The organism is Paenibacillus sp. MY03, assembly GCF_002165585.1.
In the GTDB taxonomy this organism is placed as follows: Bacteria; Bacillota; Bacilli; order Paenibacillales; family Paenibacillaceae; genus Pristimantibacillus; species Pristimantibacillus agaridevorans.
Map to the genome: position 1 here is coordinate 92563 of NZ_MXQD01000030.1, position 22031 is coordinate 114593.

The 22031-nt window shown below is 52.4% G+C and carries 17 protein-coding genes and 1 tRNA gene; 6 read left to right on the forward strand and 12 right to left on the reverse strand.

The features are described 5' to 3' along the window. Positions 1 to 112: 112 nt before the first annotated feature. The gene (gene tadA, locus B1748_RS21400; RefSeq protein ID WP_087569977.1) at positions 113 to 577 is read left to right on the forward strand and encodes a tRNA adenosine(34) deaminase TadA; all 465 of its coding nucleotides are present in this window, start codon (positions 113 to 115) and stop codon (positions 575 to 577) included. Between the two features lie 7 nt (positions 578 to 584). On the opposite strand, the gene B1748_RS21405 is transcribed toward tadA, so the two are convergent. After that, entirely contained in the window at positions 585 to 782 is a 198-nt protein-coding gene (locus B1748_RS21405; RefSeq protein ID WP_087569978.1) for an aspartyl-phosphate phosphatase Spo0E family protein, read from the reverse strand. 447 nt (positions 783 to 1229) lie between these two features. Between B1748_RS21405 and B1748_RS21410 the strand changes: the two genes are divergently transcribed. Together B1748_RS21410 and cuyB are read left to right on the forward strand one after the other, a co-directional pair. After that, complete coding sequence (locus B1748_RS21410; protein WP_087569979.1) at positions 1230 to 2753, forward strand: UDP-N-acetylmuramoyl-L-alanyl-D-glutamate--2,6-diaminopimelate ligase; 1524 nt, start codon at positions 1230 to 1232, stop codon at positions 2751 to 2753. 40 nt (positions 2754 to 2793) lie between these two features. Continuing rightward, positions 2794 to 3516: a cysteate racemase gene (gene cuyB, locus B1748_RS21415; RefSeq protein ID WP_087569980.1), complete on the forward strand. Its 723-nt coding sequence runs from the start codon at positions 2794 to 2796 to the stop codon at positions 3514 to 3516. 76 nt (positions 3517 to 3592) lie between these two features. Here cuyB and B1748_RS21420 read toward each other — a convergent pair whose 3' ends face one another. From B1748_RS21420 to B1748_RS21440, 5 genes are all read right to left on the reverse strand, one after another. Further along, entirely contained in the window at positions 3593 to 5587 is a 1995-nt protein-coding gene (locus B1748_RS21420) for an alpha-amylase family protein (protein WP_087569981.1), read from the reverse strand. 29 nt (positions 5588 to 5616) lie between these two features. Then, a complete protein-coding gene (locus tag B1748_RS21425; RefSeq protein ID WP_087569982.1) occupies positions 5617 to 7902 on the reverse strand; it encodes a helix-turn-helix domain-containing protein in 2286 nt (761 codons plus the stop codon). Between the two features lie 128 nt (positions 7903 to 8030). Further along, positions 8031 to 9752, reverse strand: coding sequence for an ABC transporter substrate-binding protein (locus B1748_RS21430; protein ID WP_087569983.1), 1722 nt, complete (start codon positions 9750 to 9752; stop codon positions 8031 to 8033). A 116-nt stretch (positions 9753 to 9868) separates the two neighbouring features. After that, positions 9869 to 10774 carry a carbohydrate ABC transporter permease gene (locus tag B1748_RS21435; protein ID WP_087569984.1) on the reverse strand — a complete coding sequence of 302 codons (906 nt, stop codon included), beginning with the start codon at positions 10772 to 10774 and terminating at the stop codon, positions 9869 to 9871. A gap of 17 nt (positions 10775 to 10791) precedes the next feature. Further along, complete coding sequence (locus tag B1748_RS21440; protein ID WP_256975818.1) at positions 10792 to 11751, reverse strand: ABC transporter permease; 960 nt, start codon at positions 11749 to 11751, stop codon at positions 10792 to 10794. 397 nt (positions 11752 to 12148) lie between these two features. On the opposite strand from B1748_RS21440, the gene B1748_RS21445 reads away from it, so the two are divergent. Further along, a complete protein-coding gene (locus tag B1748_RS21445) occupies positions 12149 to 12952 on the forward strand; it encodes a DUF2935 domain-containing protein (RefSeq protein WP_087569985.1) in 804 nt (267 codons plus the stop codon). A 7-nt stretch (positions 12953 to 12959) separates the two neighbouring features. Here the strand turns inward: B1748_RS21445 and B1748_RS21450 are convergent, their stop codons facing one another. Together B1748_RS21450 and B1748_RS21455 are read right to left on the reverse strand one after the other, a co-directional pair. After that, positions 12960 to 14294, reverse strand: a complete 1335-nt coding sequence (locus B1748_RS21450) for an FtsW/RodA/SpoVE family cell cycle protein (protein WP_179215727.1) — start codon at positions 14292 to 14294, stop codon at positions 12960 to 12962. Continuing rightward, positions 14291 to 14623 carry a PadR family transcriptional regulator gene (locus B1748_RS21455; RefSeq protein ID WP_087569987.1) on the reverse strand — a complete coding sequence of 111 codons (333 nt, stop codon included), beginning with the start codon at positions 14621 to 14623 and terminating at the stop codon, positions 14291 to 14293. The genes B1748_RS21450 and B1748_RS21455 overlap by 4 nt, the downstream gene beginning before the upstream one ends. Before the next feature lie 263 nt (positions 14624 to 14886). Between B1748_RS21455 and B1748_RS21460 the strand changes: the two genes are divergently transcribed. Continuing rightward, positions 14887 to 15720, forward strand: coding sequence for a nucleotidyltransferase domain-containing protein (locus B1748_RS21460; protein WP_087569988.1), 834 nt, complete (start codon positions 14887 to 14889; stop codon positions 15718 to 15720). A gap of 62 nt (positions 15721 to 15782) precedes the next feature. Beyond that, positions 15783 to 15858: transfer RNA gene (locus B1748_RS21465), tRNA-Arg, on the forward strand. A gap of 77 nt (positions 15859 to 15935) precedes the next feature. Here the strand turns inward: B1748_RS21465 and B1748_RS21470 are convergent. The 4 genes from B1748_RS21470 to B1748_RS21485 are packed head-to-tail and all read right to left on the reverse strand — an operon-like array spanning position 15936 to position 22026. Then, a complete protein-coding gene (locus tag B1748_RS21470; protein ID WP_087569989.1) occupies positions 15936 to 17435 on the reverse strand; it encodes a DUF3604 domain-containing protein in 1500 nt (499 codons plus the stop codon). A 41-nt stretch (positions 17436 to 17476) separates the two neighbouring features. Continuing rightward, on the reverse strand, positions 17477 to 18913 hold the full coding sequence (locus B1748_RS21475) for a sulfatase family protein (RefSeq protein WP_087569990.1): 1437 nt from the start codon (positions 18911 to 18913) through the stop codon (positions 17477 to 17479). Positions 18914 to 18946: 33 nt separating this feature from the next. Continuing rightward, complete coding sequence (locus tag B1748_RS21480) at positions 18947 to 20077, reverse strand: glycoside hydrolase family 88 protein (protein ID WP_087569991.1); 1131 nt, start codon at positions 20075 to 20077, stop codon at positions 18947 to 18949. 26 nt (positions 20078 to 20103) lie between these two features. Then, complete coding sequence (locus tag B1748_RS21485; protein WP_087569992.1) at positions 20104 to 22026, reverse strand: ulvan lysase-like protein; 1923 nt, start codon at positions 22024 to 22026, stop codon at positions 20104 to 20106. Positions 22027 to 22031: the final 5 nt, after the last annotated feature.

Sequence of the window (22031 nt, forward strand, 5' to 3'; positions counted from 1 at the left end):
ACAACTTTGTTGATAATTATTTAGTTATCCACAAAATTATCCACTGCCTGTTAACACCGGAATATTTGTTCGTTGGATATACGATCATTCCAGCAGGAATAGGAGACTGACTATGAGAAGAGAGCAAGAGGATCGTGAATGGATGATGGAAGCGATCGCCGAAGCCGAGAAGGCGGAAGCCATCGGAGAGGTGCCCATCGGCGCGGTCATCGTTCGCAATAATGAAATCATTGGACGCGGTCATAATCTCCGGGAGACGAAGCATGACCCGACCGCCCATGCGGAGATGGTCGCCATTCGCGACGCATGCGAACGCATTGGCGCCTGGCGGCTGCTGGACTGCACGCTCTATGTCACGCTGGAGCCTTGCCCCATGTGCGCCGGAGCGCTTGTCCAGTCCCGCGTAAAGCGTGTCGTCTACGGCACGGTCGATCCCAAGGCCGGCTGCGCCGGAACGCTTATGAACCTACTACAAGAGCCCCGTTTCAATCACGAAACGGAGCTCACAAGCGGCGTCCTGCAAGCGGAATGCGCTTTGCTGCTTACCCGGTTTTTCCGTAGGTTACGAAATCGTTGAGAAGCATCTATTTTCTTATATCTCTTAGATCGGACGAATGCTGGGCCTCTTCGCGCTGCAGATACTGCAGTGCGACGATAAGCTGATCGGCTTCCTCGCTAATAGCAAGGACCGCCGGGTCTGTCAAACTCCCCCGCGCCTCGGCAATTTCATGAAGCTTGAGCCTTAGCGATTGCAACTGAGTTAGCAGATGTTGTTTATCCATAATCGCTTCGAGGCACACTCCTTATCTGGCAGACTTCGTGAGGAATAGTACCATTATACTCTGTCCCAACCAAAGAGTTTGTAAAATCTTGTCGACGAATGGCAATAATTTTCAGGCATGATTCGACAGATGGGTTCCTTTTTTTCCTTTTACTAGAACTTAAGGCCTATTCGACCTGCGTCGCAGCTCACGGCCTCCAGACGCAATTGTAATCTAAGAATTGTTGCAGTAAAATGTCTTCATATAGTACAGGAAGAGATTACTGCGTTCATCTCCTTTCTCGATGATTAAGCCTTGCAAGCTGATCAAGGTGTTGTGGTCGTTCTCGGCTTGATGAGCATATGTACACCTTACATAAATATTTGAATCAGGTTGACAAAGTAACACTGGCAGATGTCATGATTCGACTGCTATTTCAATAAGCTAATAAGTAAAGGGGCTGATCGCATGCTGCTTCGTGCCTTAATAGAAGAGCTGGACTATGTCGCTCTGCAGGGTGAGCCGGACGTCGCGAATGTAACGTCGATAGCCTTCGATTCCCGCGAGGTTGCCGAGTCCGGGCTGTTCGTCGCGATAACCGGCTTTACCGTCGACGGCCATCGCTATATATCCAAAGCTGCCGAGAACGGGGCTGCGGCCATCCTCGTGGAGCGCGAGGTCGAGCTGTCCGGCCTGCCTTCCTCCATCGTTGTCGTTAAGGTGACGGATACTCGCCAGGCGCTGGCGCTCGTTTCCGCGCGTTTCTACGACAATCCTTCGGAGAAGCTCAGCTTGATCGGCATTACGGGAACGAACGGAAAGACGTCCACAACGTATTTCTTGAAGTCGATTCTCGAAGAAGCGCGCGCCACCGTCGGCGTAATCGGTACGATTGGCGCCATGATTGGCGACACGCCACTGGCTACGAAATCGACGACGCCAACAACGCCGGAATCACTGCATCTGCAGCATATGTTCTCGGACATGGCGCATGCCGGCGTAGACACCTGCGTCATGGAGGTATCCTCGCATGCCTTGAGTCTGCAGCGGGCGGCGGCTTCCCGCTTCCGCATCGGCGTCTTTACGAACCTGACGCCGGATCATCTGGAGCTGCACCGCACGATGGAAGAATATTACGAGGCCAAGGCCATGCTGTTTGACCTGACGAGCGACTACAATGTCGTCAATATCGATGACGAGTACGGACGCCGTCTCTCGGACAAGGTTCGCCATCACAAGGCCCAATTGCTCACGTACGGCGTAGTCCCGGACATCCCGTCCGCAGGGTTCGATGAGACTGCCTTGCCGGACGTCTACGCCACGAACATACAGTACGAAGCCGACCACACAACTTATGTCGCGCACACACCCGTCGGAAGAGTCGATATCCGCGTCAATCTGCCGGGGTTAATCTATGTGTACAACAGCCTCGCGGCTGTTGCCGCCGCTTATTGCCAGGGCATCGGGCTGGGGCAGATTGCGGCGGGTATTCGAGCCGTGCAGCGTATCAAGGGACGGCTTGAGGTGGCTTATCAGGACGATGATATCAAGGTCGTGATCGATTTCGCTCATACGGAGGATAGTCTCGAGAAGGCGCTGACGACGTTGCGACCCTTTACCGATGGACGGCTGATTCTCGTATTCGGCGTCTACGCCGCGCCCGGCAAGGATGGCAGCGGCAAGCGCGAGGCCATGGGCAAGGTGGCGGCGCAATATGCGGACTTCTGCGTTGTCACTTCGGACAATCCGAAAAATCAGGATCCCGATGCCATTATCGCTGAAGTTTCCGAAGCTGTCGCTTCGGCAGGCGGCGAGTACCGGGGCATCGTCGATCGCCGCGAGGCGATCGAATACGCGATCGCCATGAGCCGGAAAGGCGACGTCATTCTCATTGCCGGCAAGGGCCACGAGACGACGCAAGTGATAGGCAAGACCGAGATTCCGTTCAACGAAGCGGAGATCGTTGGAGAAATCATGAGCAGCCGGGCTTAACAATGGCACTATTACGGAGGAAGAGCAGGTTATCACACATATGGAACAGAAAAGCTTAGGCGTAATCGGAGGGATGGGACCCAAGGCCACTGCCGTTTTCTTCGACAAGGTGATCGAGAACACGGCCGCCGATCGCGATCAGGAGCATCTCGACATGATTATCTTAAACCACGCTACCGCTCCGGATCGCACTGCCGTCATCCTCGAAGGCAAGGACGAGCTGTTCCTGGAAGCCATAACGAAGGATCTGAGGCTGCTGGAGCTGGCTGGCGTATCCCATATCGCGATACCTTGCAATACATCCCATTATTTCTACGACAAAATGCAGGCCATGACGAGCATCCCCATCATTCATATGGTGGAAGAGACGATTAAGCTCATCCACGACCGGTTCGGCGCCGGCAGCCGCATTGGCATTCTCGCCACGAACGGTACGATCCGCAGCGGGATCTACGCCAAGGTGTGCGAGCAATACGGCATGAATTTGTACGAGCATGACGAACGCATTCAGCAGAAGAGCATGAAGATCATCTACGAAAATGTAAAGAGCAACATGGACTTCTCGCCCGAAGAACTGGAGGAGCTCATCGACGAGCTGGTCACCGCGCATGGCTGCCATTGCGTCATCCTCGCCTGTACCGAGTTATCATGCATCAAGCTTAGCCGCCATGCGGCCGAGGTCAGCGTCGATGCCATGCAGGTGCTGGTGGAAAAGTCGATCCTGTTATCGGGCAAACAAGTAAAAAACTCCGGCGTCTCTTGAGCTCTTGAGACGTCGGAGTTTTTTTATCGCCGAAAACGTTTATTGCGGCCCTTCGTTGCGCAAGCGCTAAAAGCCTTTAGGCTTCAAATTGAATATCCTGCACGTCTAAAATTACCATTTGATGTCCGTGAACTTTGGGAATTGTCAGCTTCACGGTGTCGCCGGACTGCACAAACGGGATGGATTCGCCTTGGAGAATTAATGTCGCGCGTTGCACGCGTGATTTGACCGTCAGCTCGACGGCGACGTCGTAAATCGGCGGCATGTCCTCGATCACGCTCGTCCTGCCGCGTTGAATCGGCGCGGCATACGTCAGGTGCAGAATATATCGCATCCGGGAAGGCTGATAGACGAATCGGGCCCGACCGCAACTGGGCAAGTTTACTTTCATAACAGGCTTGCGGTAAACCAGATTTAAGGCGTTCATCAGATAGTCTCGATGATATTTGGCGCCATGTCGGAAGTACATCGTGCAGATCGGATGAGCCGCGTAAATGATGTTGCCTTTGCGTATGGCGGCCGGGTAATCGGCCGGTTCCAAACGATAGGGCGTATTCTGATGCGAGCAATAATGTCCGTACGTCCTGTTGAAGTACGGTTCGTGGATCGTGGCCAGAACTTCCGCATCTTTGACGCCAACCTGCTCCGCGCCCTCATAGAACAAAAACGGACTCGATACGATGCCGGCTTTTAATTGTTCACCTGCAAGCACATAGTCGTTCTCGTATAAGGAGGGCCCTTGATAGGCGGCGCCGACATCGATCTGAAAATGGGTTTTTCCCGGATTCAAGCCGCTGGCGCCCGTGAGAAGCAAACTTCCGCCCCGGTCGACATAGCTTTGAATTTGCAAGGCCGACTCCTCGCTTAACGCGACGGAATCCGGCAGGATCAGCGTCTCGAATCGATCCAATCCCTGTTCCGGGTCCGCGATGTCGAAGTCGAGTTGGCATTCGAGCAGCATCTTGGTCAGACCTTCATCCGCTTCCGATTGGTTAGATAAAACCACGCCCAGCGTGGCCGTCTCCTCGACCTCGAAGCACCATTCCTCGATCTGTTCCGCATAGCGGTAAGCTTCGCCGATCGTGCGATACGTCTCCATATCCATAAGACCGCTCGGATGCATCTGATCGCCTATGCTGCAGCGGGCGCCGTACATCATCATCGAAGCAATCTCGTAGCGAAGCGCTTCCGGGCTCTTGAACCCGCCGAACTCGCCCCACATCGTGTGGAATTTTCCGGTCATTCCAAGATATTGACGCCCAAGGGCTGCAAAATATTTGGCCCGCACGGGCATCTTGTCGTATCCGCCCCACGTCGTCGGCAAGTCTTCCATCTCGATATGAGTGTGGACGCCGTGCCATTCCTTGTGATTCAACTCCGCGCCGCCGTTAAAGAAAATGGACGCATCCGGGTGAAACTCTCTCAAAATGGCTGTGCAGGTCGATGTGAAACGCATCCATTTGAGGGTATGATAGCTGCGCGCATCTTGTTCAACAGCCGGGTTCAGCCCCTGTTCCTCCATGCCGGCAAGACAATTTGCACACCAACAACCTAGAGGTTGGAAGCAAATATCGTAAAAAAGACCGTCCAGCTCCGGATAACGTTCGCACACTTCGCGGGTTTGCGCGTAAATCAAGTCGGCATAGTTGCCGCTCGGGCACATGAACTTCCAAGAGACGATCGGCCGCTTATCGGAAGGCGACGCATCCGGCTCTCCGCCGATCATCTGAATCCGGCCATCCTGCTGCCGCGCTACGCATTCCGGTAAATCGGCCGCATCCCCCGCCGACCAGCCGACCGTAAGATAAACCGGCGCCTTGACGCCGATGTCATGCGCGGCGTTCATCATCGCTCCGGTCAGGTCGAAATCGAGCGTCGGATGCATCCGCCCCGCTTTGGTCGGATAATAACTCCAGCTGTGATGGCATTTGGCGAAAATCGTTATGGAGTTTACATGCCCCGCTCTCAGCGCATCCTGGAATTGCGTTGCATCGAATTTTGCGCCGACTCCCGATATAAACTCGGAAGTATGAAAATCCAAATGTACTTGCCTGGAAGCCAACTTGTTCATTCGTTAAACCTACTCCCTCCAAGAATCGTTCATGATGTTGATGTCCCATCAAACACTCTAGTGGCTTTTATATAATCCGTGGGAGCAACTCCCATTACTCGCTTGAATGCTCGCCGGAACGTTTGATCGCTGCTGTATCCGACAGCCTTGGCTACGTCCCGGATCGTAGATTCCTCCCCGTTCAGCAATTCGCACGCACGCCGAATCCGCGTGTTTTCAAGATAATCGGAGAATGTGGCGTTCATCAGCTCCTTGAACAGCTGGTACATGTGCGTCTCGGAAAAATGAAAGCGGGACGCAAGCTCATTCAGAACAAAATTCTCCCGCATATAGGATCGCTCGACAAACTCGGCGAGTTGCTCCTTCAACTTTGCTTTATCCTGATTCTTCTGTTCGGTCAGCGCGTTGCATAATAACAAATGAGACTCCAGAATAGCTTCGAAAATGTCCTCGATCCTGTCCAACCGATGAACTTTCTCCAGCAATCGGGCGATCTGCGGTTCCATTTCATTTGGACCGAGACTCCGGACGACGGTTCCCTTAAGCGCATGGATGAGCTGCTCGATCATCCCGGGCGTCAACTTTCGGTTCACGAAGTTTTCCTCGCTGATTTTGCGGATGATTTTGCGAACTTCCGCTTCGTCGCCGCTCTTGACGTTGCTGATGAGCTTCAGTTCCATTTCGATAGGGTAGTAGCATTTCTGGTTCTCGTTCGGCACTTCGCTAAAAGGCATATAGGCTTTTGCGTTCTTCGCATAGCGGGCGTATTCGAGCGCCTGCTTGGCCTCATCGAACGAAATGCTTACGTTCTGCAATCCCGGGTACACCGCTCCGGCGGAGAAGTGAATGTCGGCGGGCAGCTTGTTCCGGACTTTCTCTTCAAAACGTTCGACGATCTGCTTCATCGACGTCGGATCGCCCTCTTCGAAGGCAACGACGATCACGATTCGGTTATCGTTCAGGTCATCCTTATAATAGGGAATATTGGTTTCGGTACACAGCTCATCCTTTACGAGGAGCATCAGTTTGTTCATTTGTTCCGCCGTCCGGCTGTCCGACTTATCCTTGCCCGGCACAATCCGCGCCAGCATGACTCCGAAGCGTTCGCCTTCTACATGAACCGGAAACGAATCTTCGCCGTGATCGTCAAAACCGCCGTTCAGCAGCCGCTCGAAAAATGTCGTTCGAAGCATCTGGTCGCGCATGCTCCGATTGTTGCGGTACAATTCCGAGATCCTGCTGTCCAGATAATCATACTCGCTCATGCTTCTGTCGTTATCCGTTCCGAAAAGCTCCTTGATTCTGCCGACCAGATGTTTGACCGGCTTGTAGTTCCTGTAGGCCAGCATGCATGCCGTGACGACGCCGAGCGTAAGAGTGATCAGCAGTACGGCAAAGGTAACGTTGCGAATATAGTCCACCTTGGACATCACCAGTCTCGACGGAACGACGGAAACGTATTTCCAGCCGCTGACGGTCGACAACGAGCGGGACACGATAAACTCCTCTCCGGAAGGCGATTCGTAGGTTCCGGCCTGAAGGCTGCCCGCCGCAATGCCGGACGGGTGGATGACCGTCTGGTCTCCCTTCAACTGCGTAATGATGCCCCCATCCTGATTCTCGACGAATATCATCCCGCTGCTTCCGAGGTTGATCTTGGACAGCAGGTTCTGAATGGCGGATTCATCGATCAGAATCATCAACGCCCCCTTGGGATTGCTGCTGTACTCCCACGGAATCGACTGCAGATAATAAATGACACGATGGCTCATGCCATCGATCGTAACCTGCCCGCCGGAGACGTATCGGCTCTGGTGACGGTTCTCCCACAGGACGCTGTCCCAGTCAGGGTGACTGATGCCTTGATTCCGGTACAGGCTCTTCTCGAACTCTTCCGGACCGATATAGGACCGATCCGACGAAAGCACAAGCCCATTATCTTTGAAGAAGACGAAATAATCGACAATAAATTTGTTTGTTAAATTGTACTTGGGATTCGTGCTCAGGATGTCCCAGACCTTGTAGTAATCGTTTGAACCTTCCGCGATTCGCTCGACGTTCATGAGGGAGATGATTTTGCGGTCCATCGCGATATACTTGGAGATGGCGCCCAGCTCGTTCAGCCGCTCGTCCACGATCGCCCGCGTTTGCTCCAGAAGGGATTGATTGGAACGGAGCGCCTCCTCCCGCGCAAGTTGGACGGTCTCCTTATAAACATAGCTTCCAATCAGCAACGGAATCACGAGTACAAGCAAATAGGAAAGGATCAGTTTGGTCAAAGTGGCATGCCTGCGTCTTTTCTTTAGAAACGACATCGAATCCCCCCTGCAATTGCGAAAGCGTTATCAAAGAAGTATAGCACATGCTTTTAGGCATTTCTATCTTGCAGACGGGCGTAAGGCCGCCATAACGAAGTTATGACGGTCTAATCGCCTCGGATGGCTTATTTGCCCGAGTACTGTCGATCGTAAGCCTTTTGATTGATCTCGACAAATCGTTGGAGTCCGATATTATCCAGACTCTGCACGTAGCTGTCCCAATCTGCTTCGGGCTTCAAATCGCCGGTAATAAAGCGAACGCTCGATTCGTTGATATAGTTCTCCAGCTCGATCCGGATCGTTTGAAGCTCGTCGTTTTCTTCCGCAAGCAGTTTGACCGGCGGCATGACCGTCGTGTTTTCCGGTGCATAGGGTTGATAATTTTTTGCTGTCTCCTCATAAAGCAGCCTTTCGAGACCTTCCGGCGAGAAAAGATCCGCATTGGGCTCAATCTGTTCGCCAAGTCGCCATTCGGCCGGCGCATATTCGACTCCCGCATGCATCCAGCCGTCATTTTGCGGTTCATTGGTATAAGGCTTCAAACGTTTCAACAACGCCGGTTCCCCATTCAGCCCCACGGCACCCGGATCCGGGGTTGTCCAACCGATATCCTTCGGCCCGCTGATCATCCGGTATTGCGTCTCGAATTCATACAAGCCGTCCGCCCAGCGAATGGCCGCTTCCGGATATTTGGAGCTGGAAGAGATGAGCAAATCGCCGCCTTGCGCCGCGTCGAACTGGAAGAATGCAGCCTGTCTCGTTCCGTCCGGCCCTTCAAGCGGAGGTACAGTAACATACTGCTTGTATCGTTCATGATTAGTGGCAGAATCGATCACGCCTACGCTTGCCCCGGTCGGGAAGGCGCCGAGGATCACGCTATCCTCGTTGGCGGCGATCGACTTCAACTGGTCGATCTTCTGAGTGAACGAAGGCTGATAGATCAGCCCCTCGGCGTAAAGCTTATTCAGGTATGCGAGTCCCTCTTTATATTCGGGCGTATTGACGATCGACATGACCTTTCCGTCTTGTACGATCATCTTCAGCGGATTGTACATCCCCGGATGGAGGATAAACGAACTCATTAGAAATCCATCGATCGTCGTGTACCAGCCGTCGGTCGCGCCGGCCAGAGGAATTTCGTCGGCTTTGCCGTTGCCGTTCGGATCCTTTTCCTTAAAGGCCTTCAGCACCTGATAAAATTCGTCCGTTGTCGTAGGCATCTGAAGTCCCAGATTATCAAGCCACTCTTGATTGATCCACATTTTTTGGGCAAAGCCGCAGTGGAAGCAATCATTCCAGGTAGGCAGCGAATAAATATTGCCATCCGTGGCGGTAATTCTACCCTTAACGGCCGGATGCTTTTGCAGAACGTCCTTGAAAGCAGCCATATTCTGCTCTATCAAGTCGTCAAGCGGCCGGAAAACCTGCTGACCCACGCCATATTGGGCCTCAATGACATCGTCGACGCCCAGTCCGAGAAAGATGTCCGGATAATCGCCGCTCGCCAGTACGAGATTCAGCTTTTCTTTGACGTTGCCCGGAGGGACGATTTCCCATTCGACATGAATGTTCGTTCTCTCTTCATACCATTTCGTAAACTCGTTTGTATTGAAATCGATCACCTGAGGAATCTGTGCAGCCATGACCCGCAATGTGATTTTATCTTTGACGATCGGGTAACTGCCCGGTTCGGAAACCGCATTTTCTCCGGCATTGCCCGCGTTTCCGCCGTTCGAGGCGTTCGGGCTGCCCGCCTGGTCGCCATTCCCCTTACTATTTGTACATCCTGCAAGAATAAGTGACAGACAGAAAAGACTGAAGATTAACGTTTTGACCATTTTTTTCATGGTATGCCTCCCGTTTCTTTTTCCGTTCGATGATCCTTCCTACCCTTAGCATGCAGCTAAGTCTAACAGATTTGCAACCCTCGTATCTTCCCCCCGCTTCCCGCACTTGCTTGCCATTAGCCTTTGATGGCGCCGATCATGATTCCACGCACAAAGTACTTCTGCACGAACGGGTAAATGAGCAGCACCGGCACGCTCGCAACGACGATGACGGCATATTTGACGATGTCAACCAGGCCCTGCTTGCGCTGCAACGCCTCGAAATCCTGCATCATCGTCGGGTCCAACTGATTCAGGACCAGGATGTTGCGCAAAATAATTTGAAGCGGCTGAAGATCCGGCGATTTCAGATAGATCAGCGCGTTGAAATAACTGTTCCAGTGCCCGACCCCGTAATACAGCGCTATGACGGCCAAGATCGGCGCAGATAGCGGAAGCGCCATACGGAGAAGGAAGCGAAAATCGTTGCAGCCGTCCATCGATGCCGCCTCGTATAGCTCATCCGGAATAGTGGCCTGAAAATAGGTTCTGGTGATGATCACGTTCCACACCGACAAGGCCACCGGCAGAAGCATCGCCCACCTCGTATCGAGCATGCCGAGGTCCCTGACCAGTAGAAAGTTCGGAATGAGCCCCCCGGAGAAGAGCATCGTGAACACAAAGATCGCCATAAAGAGGTTTCGGCCGGAAAGCTCCTTCCTGGATAAGGGAAACGCTGCCATAACGGTCATCACCAGATTGATCAGCGTGCCGGCCACCATGTAAAAGATCGAGTTGGCAAAGCCGCTGACCAGCTGCTTGTTCTTAAATACGGCCTCGTAACCGTTCAATGTCGGCTCCACGGGCCAGAGCCAAACCTTACCCGAGATCACCGCGCTCGGCGCGCTAAAGGAAGCGCTTACCACGTAAATCAACGGATAGGCGACCAGAACAAAAATGATCCACAGGTACAGATGCGTTGCCACATTGAATACCCGGTCCCCGGGCGATTCCTTAATCAGCCGATTCGGATATATCGTCATCGGATCCCCTCCTTTTCTCACCACAGGCTGTTATCGGTGAACTTCCGGGCCAAGTAGTTCGCCGACACCAGGAGGAACAGATTGATAACGGAATTAAATAAACCGATTGCCGTGGAGAAGCTGAAATTCGCATTGATCAAACCAACCTTGTACACATAAGTCGAAATGATTTCGGATGTGGCCAGATTCAAGCTGTTCTGCATGAGAAAAATCATCTCGAAGCCGACGTTCATCACGCTCCCGAAGCTTAGAACCAGCAGAATCACGATGGTCGGACGGATGGAAGGCAAATCGACGTGCCAGATCCGCCGGAGTTTGGACGCCCCGTCGATGACGCAGGCTTCCTGCAGATCCTTGCTCACGCCCGACAAAGCCGCCAGATAAATAACGGCCGAATAACCGGTTCCTTGCCAGATCGTGGTCCACACGTAGATGGATTTGAAGTATTCCGCCTTGCCCATCAGGTTGACCGGATCTCCGCCGAATAGCGTGATAACCTGATTGATTATGCCGGCCCGCGGATCGAGAACCTGCATCAGCATGCCGACGAGCACCACCGTCGAAATAAAATAGGGCGCATAAGTGATCATCTGCACCGTTTTCTTAAAAAATCTCGCCCGCACTTCGTTTAACGCGATGGCAAGCATGATTGGAAACGCAAATCCCGCCGCGATCGAATACAGGCTGATGCCGATCGTATTGCGGATGATTCTCCAGCTGGAAGGCGAACTGAAAAACTGTTCAAAATGTTTCAGTCCGACCCACGGACTGCCGGTAATCCCGCTCGTCGCCTGGAATTGTTTGAAAGCAAGCTGTATGCCGTACATCGGTATATAGTGGAAGACGATCACATACAGCAGCGGAGGGAGCAGGATCAAGTAAAGCTGCCAGTGAGAAAGCATTTTCCGGAACGTACGGTTGACTCCGGTTCGGGACCCCCGGCCCAGTTCGGTCTGAACGAATATATCGGCCTTCAATACAGTTTCCCCCCCATTCAATTATCGTTTCGGTCGTTCGTCAATCTTCGAGCGGCGCTCGCTCCCATGTGACGGTCAAATCGTGATGGAGCCTCCTTTCCCGATTTCGGATATGCCCGGTGCCTATCCACAAGGTATCATCCGGCGTGGTAGAAGAATACGGCCAAAACTTGATTTGCTTGGGCATTTCTCAGGAAACCGAGCATATAAGGCGCTAGCAGCGGACGGACGATTTTTAAAATGGCATACCATTTATAGCGTACAGACGAATAAAAACCCTCAAATAGAGGGTTTCTATGGGCTATCGGCAAATTTGAATAACAATCCATTGCATAGTACAAGCCCTTCCTCCCATAAGCTTGGAATATACGATAACGGTATGGAGGGCACTGATTCTATGGATGAGAAAGCCAGGTTCGAGCATACGTTTTGGCTGCAAATATTGGGCGATCACTCAAGGTTTATCTATAATGCGTTGTCTCCCAAGGAGCTTCAAGATATTCGAAAGGCGTCGCAGTTCATATTCGTGTTCGACCAGTTGTTGAAGCAGGCGCGAGATGCCATGGCCTCGGATGCTTCCGAAGATTTGACCAACCGCGCGCTAGAGGCAACTACAGAGCTTCGGACGTTCAAGCTGAATCTGCTGGACCGGTTGCTGCTCGGCCAAGTCAGTATCGCTCTGTCCCCCACCTTCATCAATCACATGGTCAACGAGCTGGAGGAGTATCTGCGGATACTGATCTCGTTGCGGGAGGGCAAGGGTGTCCCCGTATTCCCGTCGCTGCATCATGATCTGTTATGGCTGCCCGACGCAGCCGGACACGCAGGAGCGATCGCCGCCGAACTCGATCTCGTCGAGAAACGATTGATCGAGAAAAGCCAGAAGTTCGAAAAACACTTTAACGACTATTATCTGAAAGCTATCGAATTGGTCGGTTACTTCCGCACGCTTAGGGAGCAGTATCCGGCGCTCAAGAGGTTTCATGCCGACGTCGATCTTGAGATGAAGGTGTTCATGACTTTCCTGAAGGAAATCGAGGAGCTGGAGCTAAGCGAAGAGCTGCTCAGCCGCATCGACCCCCTCATGCCGCATCATATGTACCGCGAAGAATGTTATTACTTGCTCAAACTATCAGAGAGCGGACAGATTTCCGCCCCCGACTGCGACCCTGCGAAGCCGCGGGAAGAAGCGACCGGGTAAGCAGCATTCAAGGCACGCAAGGGGCGGAGTTGCTCACCATGTCTTTTCTTCTGTATGCGCCGAGTACTAAGCCAAGCGCCGCGAATTCCACAATAGTGCCGGAATGCCAAAGAATAAGGGGCAGCTCCATCCCTATCACCGGAACCCAGCCTAAACACATGAGAATGTTCCAGAACATCCGGACCATCAAAACAGCCATTACGGCGATGACCAGCTTATTCGCATAATCGTCGCGAAGCGTCTTGCCAATCCTAAACAGCCTAATCGCCATCAGCAGACTGGAAACGATGATGACCGCGCCGAATACCCATCCGAAACTGTAAACCAAATAAGAAAACAACATATCGGATGTGGCGTAAGGAATAACAACCTTCTTGTCCAGCCCTTGCCCCCATAGCCCCCCGGATCGGATGGCCTCCAAGGACTTTACGCTCTGGTAAACCGCATCCGGATGTTTTTGTATATAAGCATTGATCCTTCCCCATAGAACTTCATAGAAGTCGGGGTTAAGCATTTGCCATATCGCGAATAGACCCGTCCCGGTAACACCCGATGCCAGTATCAGCCTCCAACGTCGGCTAAGAAGCAGCAATATGGCTAAGCTAAGCACATAGATGAGCATTTGCGCCATGGAGGATGTAAGAAGGTACAACGATATGGGAATCATGGCAAACACGATAACATTCCGAAGCAATATCGTTAGTCGGACAATCCCTTCGTTTGGGGCCTCTCTTTCCTTCTCCAGATGCAGAACTCCAGCAAACGCGATTAGGAGCAAGTATGGAGAAGCATGAAGAACGTTGAAGCCGAAATTCCCTATTAATATCCATTGAGTCGAGCCATTAATCTCTACACCGTAGAATAGAGTCAGCAGCATTATAACTACCGTTCCCCAATAAAGCGGCCAGGATAAACGGAGCAATCGGCGATAATTAACAAACATCATAACTACCATTGCAGTTATTCCGATTGCGCCATATACGAGGACGGGCTCTAATCTATATAAACGTTCGTCCGATGTATGTACCGCCACCAAGGAAACTACCGCAAGCACGACCATAATCGCAATCAGGCCAATAAGATTCCACTCCATGCTAGGTCTATGGGCGGCATGCAGGCCTTTTCCGATTTCTACGGGGTTACCCATCGCTTTCAGTGCCTCAGCAACGGCTTCCTCTGTCTTAAGTCCACTCTCCAGCATCTCGCTCACGAGCTCCTCCAAATGCCCCGCGATCTCCAGTCGGATATCATCGTGCACGGCCTTCGCCTTCACTTGCGAGCAGACGGTATCCAAGTAGGCGGCGACGGCAGGATCCGTCAAGATGGACTTGACCATCGTCATACGCCTCCCTCCCCGATCACCCGGTCGACCGACGTTCGGAAGAGCGTCCATTCCGCGCGTTTCTCTTTCAGCTGCGATCGCCCTTCGTCCGTAATGCGGTAATACTTCCGTTTGCGGCCGCCTTCCTCGCTCCAGTACGCCTCTACCTGGCGCTCCGCTTCCAGCGTATGGAGAATGGGATACAACGTGCCTTCCTTAAACGTGAAGACGCCGGCCGAGCTTCTCTCGATCTCCTTCGTCATCTCGTAGCCGTACATATCCTTCCGATCCAGCAGCGTCAGAATAAGAATAACCGTGCTGCCCTTCATTAATTCCTTATTGATAGCCATAGAGCCTCCCCCTTTCATTCCTCTCCTGTGAATGATCAAATTAATACATCGGATATCTAGGTATAAATATATCGGATAACGCATTTTTTTTCAACCTCGCTCATTTCAAAAGAGCAAAGATCGTCAGATAAAAACAACTATAAAAAACTAGAAAAAGGATTAAAGATGTTTTCTCTTTTTTGAATCATATATTGCATTTATCATAAGGAGGATAAGTTCAATACTTCGGATTCTAGGGCAGATTAAGGAGGCGAGATATCGAAATGGCTGGAATATTACCAGAAGTTGTTGAGAGGTCTATGCGAAAGTTATACGAATCGCTCCAAAATCGCATACCGGATACCGTAGTATCTGTTTATGTTTATGGCTCGACTGCTCTAAATGCTTTTATTGAGGGCTCAAGCGATATAGATTTTCTCGTATTCGTTAATCGATCGCTAACGCCGTCCGACATTCGATTAATTGAGGATGCGCACAAGGAGGTTGAACCGACTCTTTTCGGATTAGATATAATGGGAGCCTACATCCGGCAAGAGGATGCTGGAAAGTCTGTCGGAGAAATCCCTCCCGTCCCCACCTATTTCGATAAAAAAATGCAATCGGATGGAGATGGGGATTTAAATCCGATCACATGGTGGATCCTTCAAAGACACGGCATCTGTGTGCATGGTCAGCGTTTATCCTTCGATTATGAAATATCATCTGAAGAACTTATCCAATACGTGATTGAAAATATGAATTCCTACTGGTCTGGTTGGATTTCCCGATTGGAACAAAACCTGCATTCGTCTGATATGAACGAGCATACCGTGCCAGTGGAACAATTGGATTTTGCAGTAGAATGGTGCACGCTTGGCATGTTGCGGCAATTTTACACCATCCGGGAGCATGACGTGACGGGCAAGATCGCTGCCGGTGAGTATGGTCTTACGCAATTGCCCGAACGTTGGCATGGGCTTATCCGCGAGGCAATCGCGATCAAGCGTCGGGAGGATGCAAGACAGTATGCCTCGCAGTTGAAGCGGCTTCATGACCTAGTCGAGCTTCTGCGCCTGATACATACAGAGAGCAACGCATCTTTTCAAAAACAAAACTAAACCTCTTGCACAGTTCTAAGTTGCGCCACCAAAGGCTCCGGTGTTATAATGTTACTTGCTGTGGCCCCGTAGCTCAGCGGATAGAGCACACGTTTCCTAAACGTGGTGTCGGATGTTCGATTCATCTCGGGGCCGCCAGTTTTTATCCATAACCACAGCAAACAAGCCAGAGACTGATACAATCAGCTCTGGCTTTATTATTGGACCGCGAAGGCTTAAACAACATAAATCGGCGAAATCCAGGCGCATTGTCCGTTCTCTTGTTGAACTTCAACATGATAAACGTCGCACTCATCTTCCTGCTCGGAATCCGTGAAGCTGCCGCTAAACGCATATTGGGCGACAGGGATGGCGGGATGAATGACAACCGCTTCCGAATTAAAGCTATGCTTGTGGCGCGTAATATTGCCGCTTATCAGCTCTTGAATCGTGGTCGCGATGGAAATGCCGTTAGCCTCCAGCTCAAGCCGAGTGTTCAAATCGCCGTCGATTTCCAGAATAACGCCGCCTGTGTGCGGATGGAGCGTTGTCGGGTTCTTAACCGTCAGACAAGACCAGCTCACATGAGAATCGGACTGACTATGAACGGCATTGCCAAGCGCGTTCAATTCGGGATCATCCTTCAGCTCCGGAGTCGGAGCAAGCACGCTTCTGCCGCGGAAGCAGGTTTCGACAGAACGCAGGCTGCCGCCGCTTACCTTCACATCCGCATTCCATAGGTAGCCCGCTTTATTATCTCCCCAGCCCATCTCTACTTTTACTTTATACGTTGAGCCGCTAACGGAAGGTTGGTTCAGCATATCCCAGCCGGTTACAACTTTCCACGGGCGCAAGTTTTTGAAAATAACGATTTTATCGATCCGATCGCATGCTGTCAGATCAAGCCGAATATCTCTTGCCCCCGCCCCCACCGCAATCTCGCTGCCCATATGAGCCCCGTTGAGCGTAAACCGGCAATCGATTTTATCTCCGCTGACGGCATAAGTGCGGCGGGCTTGAATCGCCTCCCAAATCCCTTCTCTCGTTTTCTCCGCGGCCACTACAGCCATACGGCCATCGCCGTAAGAGCCGGGATAACCGGCATGATGATCCGTCGAGCCGACAAAACCCATCCGGTGCTTGCGGGCAATCGCCGCGTATACGGTGCTTTTGGAATCGCGAGGTCCCATATCATGATAATAAGGAAACGGGCTGTTTACCGACATGCCGCAGCCATGTTTGGATACAACCTCTACGATAGGACTGATGGCGGTATTAAACGATTCCCAGTTGCCGCCGCGATAGCCCGGCGTGTACCCGACATGATGCGGAACGGCGATGACGCGGCGCGGCTTCAGCTGCTCGATAATATCCGCCGGCGACTTGCCTTTGACAAGCGGCAAATCATCGTCGGGCGATACGTAATGATGATCGCCAAATTCGCTGGAATGAGCCTCATAACCCTGGAACGTAACAAATTCGTGATCTTGGTTGAATTGCTTCACGACTTCTCTGACCTGATCCCAATGCCCCTCCAGCTTCGCAAAACCATTCGTATGGAAATCTACGAGAAACTCAAGCGGAGCGCGGCGCTCGGGCATATCATACCAGGAAGCATGTCCGATAATCGCACAGAAGTCGAGCTGTCCCTTCGCCGCCTTCAACGCATTCTCCAAGCTGCCAAAACCGTAACTGATGCCGCAATGATTGTGTATATCTCCCCAATACGTTTGCATATTCATTCTCCTTTTTATCAAAATGAAATGGTGTACACCTCTTAGCGCCCGAGAACAGCGGCAGCTTCCTCCTTGCGTCCCGCCCGCTCCAATCTTCCCGCCCAATCGTGCGGCTTTAAATACCGGAACGGACCTCCGTCCTCTATAATCTCCATCATGGGATCGTCCTTCATGAGATTGCCCGCCATTTGTTCCGCAATCCACCCCTCAAGCTGCGCGCCAAGCTGCCGCACGACATCGGGATGCTCGCTGGCGACATTATTGCGCTGGTAAGGATCTCTCTCCAAATCGTATAAAATGTCCGGCTCCAACTGATAAAAACCTTCATGATAAGTTCGGATATAATGCCACTCTTTTGTCCTTACCGCCCGTTGGCAAGCATAAAGACCATGCTCCAGCACGAGGAATTCACGCTTCTCCGCCTGACCGCCCGTCAGCGCCGGCAGGAGTGATCGGCCGTCCCAGCCTGCCGGCTTCGGCAGCCCCGCCAAATCGGCTATGGTGGCCACGACATCAACGTTATAATGAAGCCCTTTATCCACATGCCCCGTTTTGCTCAATCCCGGGAATTTCATAATTAACGGAATATGATGAACGGCCTCCGTTGCCATGCCATGCTCCAAATATACGCCCTGCTCGCCGAACGACTCCGCATGATCCGCGCTGACAATAAAACAGACGTCATCCAGCACGCCCAGCTCGCGAAAAGCGTCCATTAACTGACCGATATGCTCGTCCAAATAGGAAATACCTCCGTCATAGCCGTTAATCAGCTTCTCGTAGTCCAGACGGCCCGCAATCTCCAGCGGCATCGTCCGCTTGGGAATTTTGCTGTAATCATCGCTCCAATGCAGGAAAGTCGCCGAACGGGGATGCGTATCCTGACGGTGGCGCTTAATATCTTCCTCCGTCGGAAAGACGGGCGCGGGCTCATTGGCAAATTGCTCCGCATATTGCTCAGGATAGGTGTACCTGGAATGCGCATCCCAATACTGAATATGCAGGAAGTAGTTGTCCTCGGCGCCATGCGCCTTCACCCAAGGCAGCACCGCGGCGTTCACCTCATGGGCGTCTTCGTTGCCGCCTTTCAGCGTGTGCGTATGAATTTCATTCCAACCCGCGAAGTACCACCAGGCATGGTGCCGATCGCCGAAAGAAGAAAAGGTAATCGTGCGGTAGTCTGCCTCCCGAAGCAGACGCGGCAGGAACGGATATTCCTTGCTGTGCCCGTCGCCTTGCGGATATTCGTAATGGCAGCCTGCCCCCCAATGGGTCAGCACCCCGTGATTAATGCCGAAGCGACCCGACATGAAGCTGGCTCTCGAAGGCGCACAGGGAGAAGCGGCTGTATATACCTGATCGAAGCGGACGCCTTCTGCCGCTATTTGATCCAAGCAGGGTGTTGTATTTCGGTTGTACCCGTAGCAGCCCATATGGTCGGGACGCAGCGAATCGATATCCAAATAAACAATTCTCATCGTAATTCCTCCCTCGCTCCCCCATAGAGAGCTCTACCAAAATAGTAGACGGCTGCCGAGCAATCCGGTCAAAGCCTCCGCATAAAAATAATCGCCATAGATGAGCGGCGTGTCGATATTTTTCCCGGTTGGGAAGTTGCCTGTCGCATGCCTCACAATGGCTTCATCCTCCGCTCCGTAGGCGGCGCACCGCGTATCAATAGCTTGCAACAATCGCAGCGCGCATCGTTCGTACATCCCGCCTTGATCCGCCGGCAATAGACGCGCAAGGAGCAGCATGCCGCTGGCGGCAATCGCCGCGGCCGACGCATCGCGAGGAGCATCTGCGTAATCGGGAAGTCTGAAATCCCAATAGGGGATACCATCTTCGGGCAGATTGGCCATAAAATAATGCGCGGTCTGCTGGCTCGCCCGCAAATACCGCTCTTGGCCCGTATAACGATAACAAATCGCCATCCCGTATATCGCCCAGGATACGCCCCTGGCCCAGGCCGAGTCCGGCGAATAGCCTTGGCCGCCTAATGCCGACTCGCGTTCGCCGGTCTCCGCATTAAAACAAACGATATGAAAAACGGAACCATCCGGTCGGATAAACCGGCTCAGCACCGTATCGGCATGACGCATCGCAATATGCCTGTACCTCGCATCTCCGGTCTCTTCCGTCGCCCAGAACAGCAGGCTGATATTCATCATGCAGTCGATAATCGCCCAACCTTCGTTATGTTTCTCATTCCGCCACACATAGCTGTTCCATGCCCTTATAAAGTTGCCTTGCGGATTAAAGCGCCCGGCCAGAATGGACGCTGCCTTTAAGGCGCGTTGCTTGGACTGCTCGTCCCCCGTCAGTTTGTAGCTGGCTACAGCGCTCAGACACCACATGAAACCTACGTCGTGATGCAGCTTTGCGAATTCGTCAAGCGCCTCATCCTGCGCCGCCTCGCATCCCTGCGCAAGCCGCCTCAAGCTCTCGTCTCCTTCTTCTCTGTAAGCAAGCCATAGCAGGCCTGGCCAGAACCCGGATGTCCAGGCGCTTGCCGCGGTTCGATCATACTTGCCCGCCAGACTCGCATGGGGGAAGCCGACTCCGATCGTCTCGCTCATTGCTTTAATTTTGCCCGCCGTACGCCGCCATGCGTCTTGCGCCCATTGCTGCTTGTCCAACATCCTGACCCTCCTCTCGCGTAATCCCTTTATTTGATTCGCATTCTAATTTGAAATTGATAGATTCCAGACGCGACTTTGCCTGTATTCCAACGCAGCGGCACCGTTGTGACCGATGGGAAAATAGAGACGGTACGCCTCGCCAATGACCCCCGATCCAATACAAACGAATCGTCGGACATCGTCAACATTAATTGGCGTTGATGCAGAACCTCCACTTGAATGCGTCCGCCCGCCTGAGCAACGGCTGCGCGAGCCGTTACAATCGGCTCCACAATCGCGATATTGTCGCAAGCAAGACGCACATCGATTTCATACCGCTTGATGAAGTCGTCGCCGTCCATTTCATAATCAATCCTGTAGAAAGCGGCGCAATCATAACAATTGCCTTCGTCCATGGCCTTGAGCTTGCCGTGAACAACGGCTAGAGCCCCGGCAGCTCCATACTCGCGGCTGTCCGCATTGTTTACTGCGGCAGCATCCGCATAGGCATCATGTTCGTACAGATTGCTGTACAATCTTCCTTCCCGAGAAACCTCAATTCTTGGCGCAATCGGCTCTTCCATCCCCGGCAACGCTTTCGGCATATTAAACGCCTCGTATTGCCGATACACGGTCATCCCGCCCAATTGCACAGCGCCAACGGCCTTATGCCATAAGTAGCCGACCGTCCCTCCGGTCGGAGCATTGCGAACCCCTGAGCAGCTAATCGTTGCCATCCAATTATGCGAACGCAATTGATGGACGGCCAGCTCTTTGTAGGACTTGGCCCCGAACAAGATTTCGGAAGGAAGCTGCACCTGGTTCCTCGTGTCATCCCATTCCTCTTGTTCTCGCTGCCCGAATTCCGCGCCGTAAGCCAATGCTACAGCCAACGCATCTGCACGATTAATAGAGGGATGTATACATCCCTGTTCGAACAACTGCTCATGCATCGGACCATAACCGAACCGTCCATCGGGACGAATGCAGCTTGCCAAATAATTCGTATGGAGCCGAGCTGCCCGATAAAAGGCAGCATTTTTGTCAGCCAGCAGCATAAAGGCCATCTGGGAACCATGCGCGGTCTTGCTGCCGAACAGCGTCCATTTGTAATTGCGGCTTCCAAAGGAGTTATCGATCGAGCCGTCGGGATAAACCATTTCCATATGTTTGGCAAGCGCCAGCAGGACGGCCGACATGACTTTGGGATCACCCGTGAGTTTGGCATATTCCGCCATGACCCCGAGGCTCATATCGAGGTTATAGCCGACATCGACCGTACACGTCATTTGCGTAAAAGGACGCATTCTCGTCTTCTCGCCAAACAACCATCCGTCCCGGCTGAGCCGGGTATCGATGCATCCATGCATAAGCCGCTTGGCTTGTCCGCCATATTCAGGTTTGCCCAGGATTCGATCCGAAAGCAGCAAAGCCAATGCAGAGGACAAATAATAATTGATATTGGTATCGCCGCCTTCCCCGAACGTCGCGGATACCCAAGCCGCCGCTTTGGCAATGACGGGTTTAAGCGCCTCGCCATCTTCTTGATCCGTCAGTTGATCGCAGGCATGACATAAGGCAAGCAGTTGGAAAACCGTCGTTCCCTTCCAATCGGCTTCCGGCTCATTGCGCCAAGCTCCGTCTTCCCCCTGGGCGGCTATGATATAACGAAGCAGAGAGCGTGCCGCATCTCTGTATTTCTCTTCTTTGCTGATCGAATATAAATAATAGAGCGGAAAAATCGCATCTCCGCTGCGGCCATGAACGGTCTGACAGCCCGTACACCAAATACCGCCCAAGCTGCCGTTCCATACATCCCGCACCTGTTCCTCAACAAGCAAATCGCAGCAATGGCTCAATATGTCCAGCATAAGAGCTTCCACTGTCCGCTCGCCCTCCAGGAAACCTCGCAGGTCGAATTTGATTGGCTTGCTCGCTCGTTTTTGCGTCTTGTTCCTATGCCAACCCATCGCTT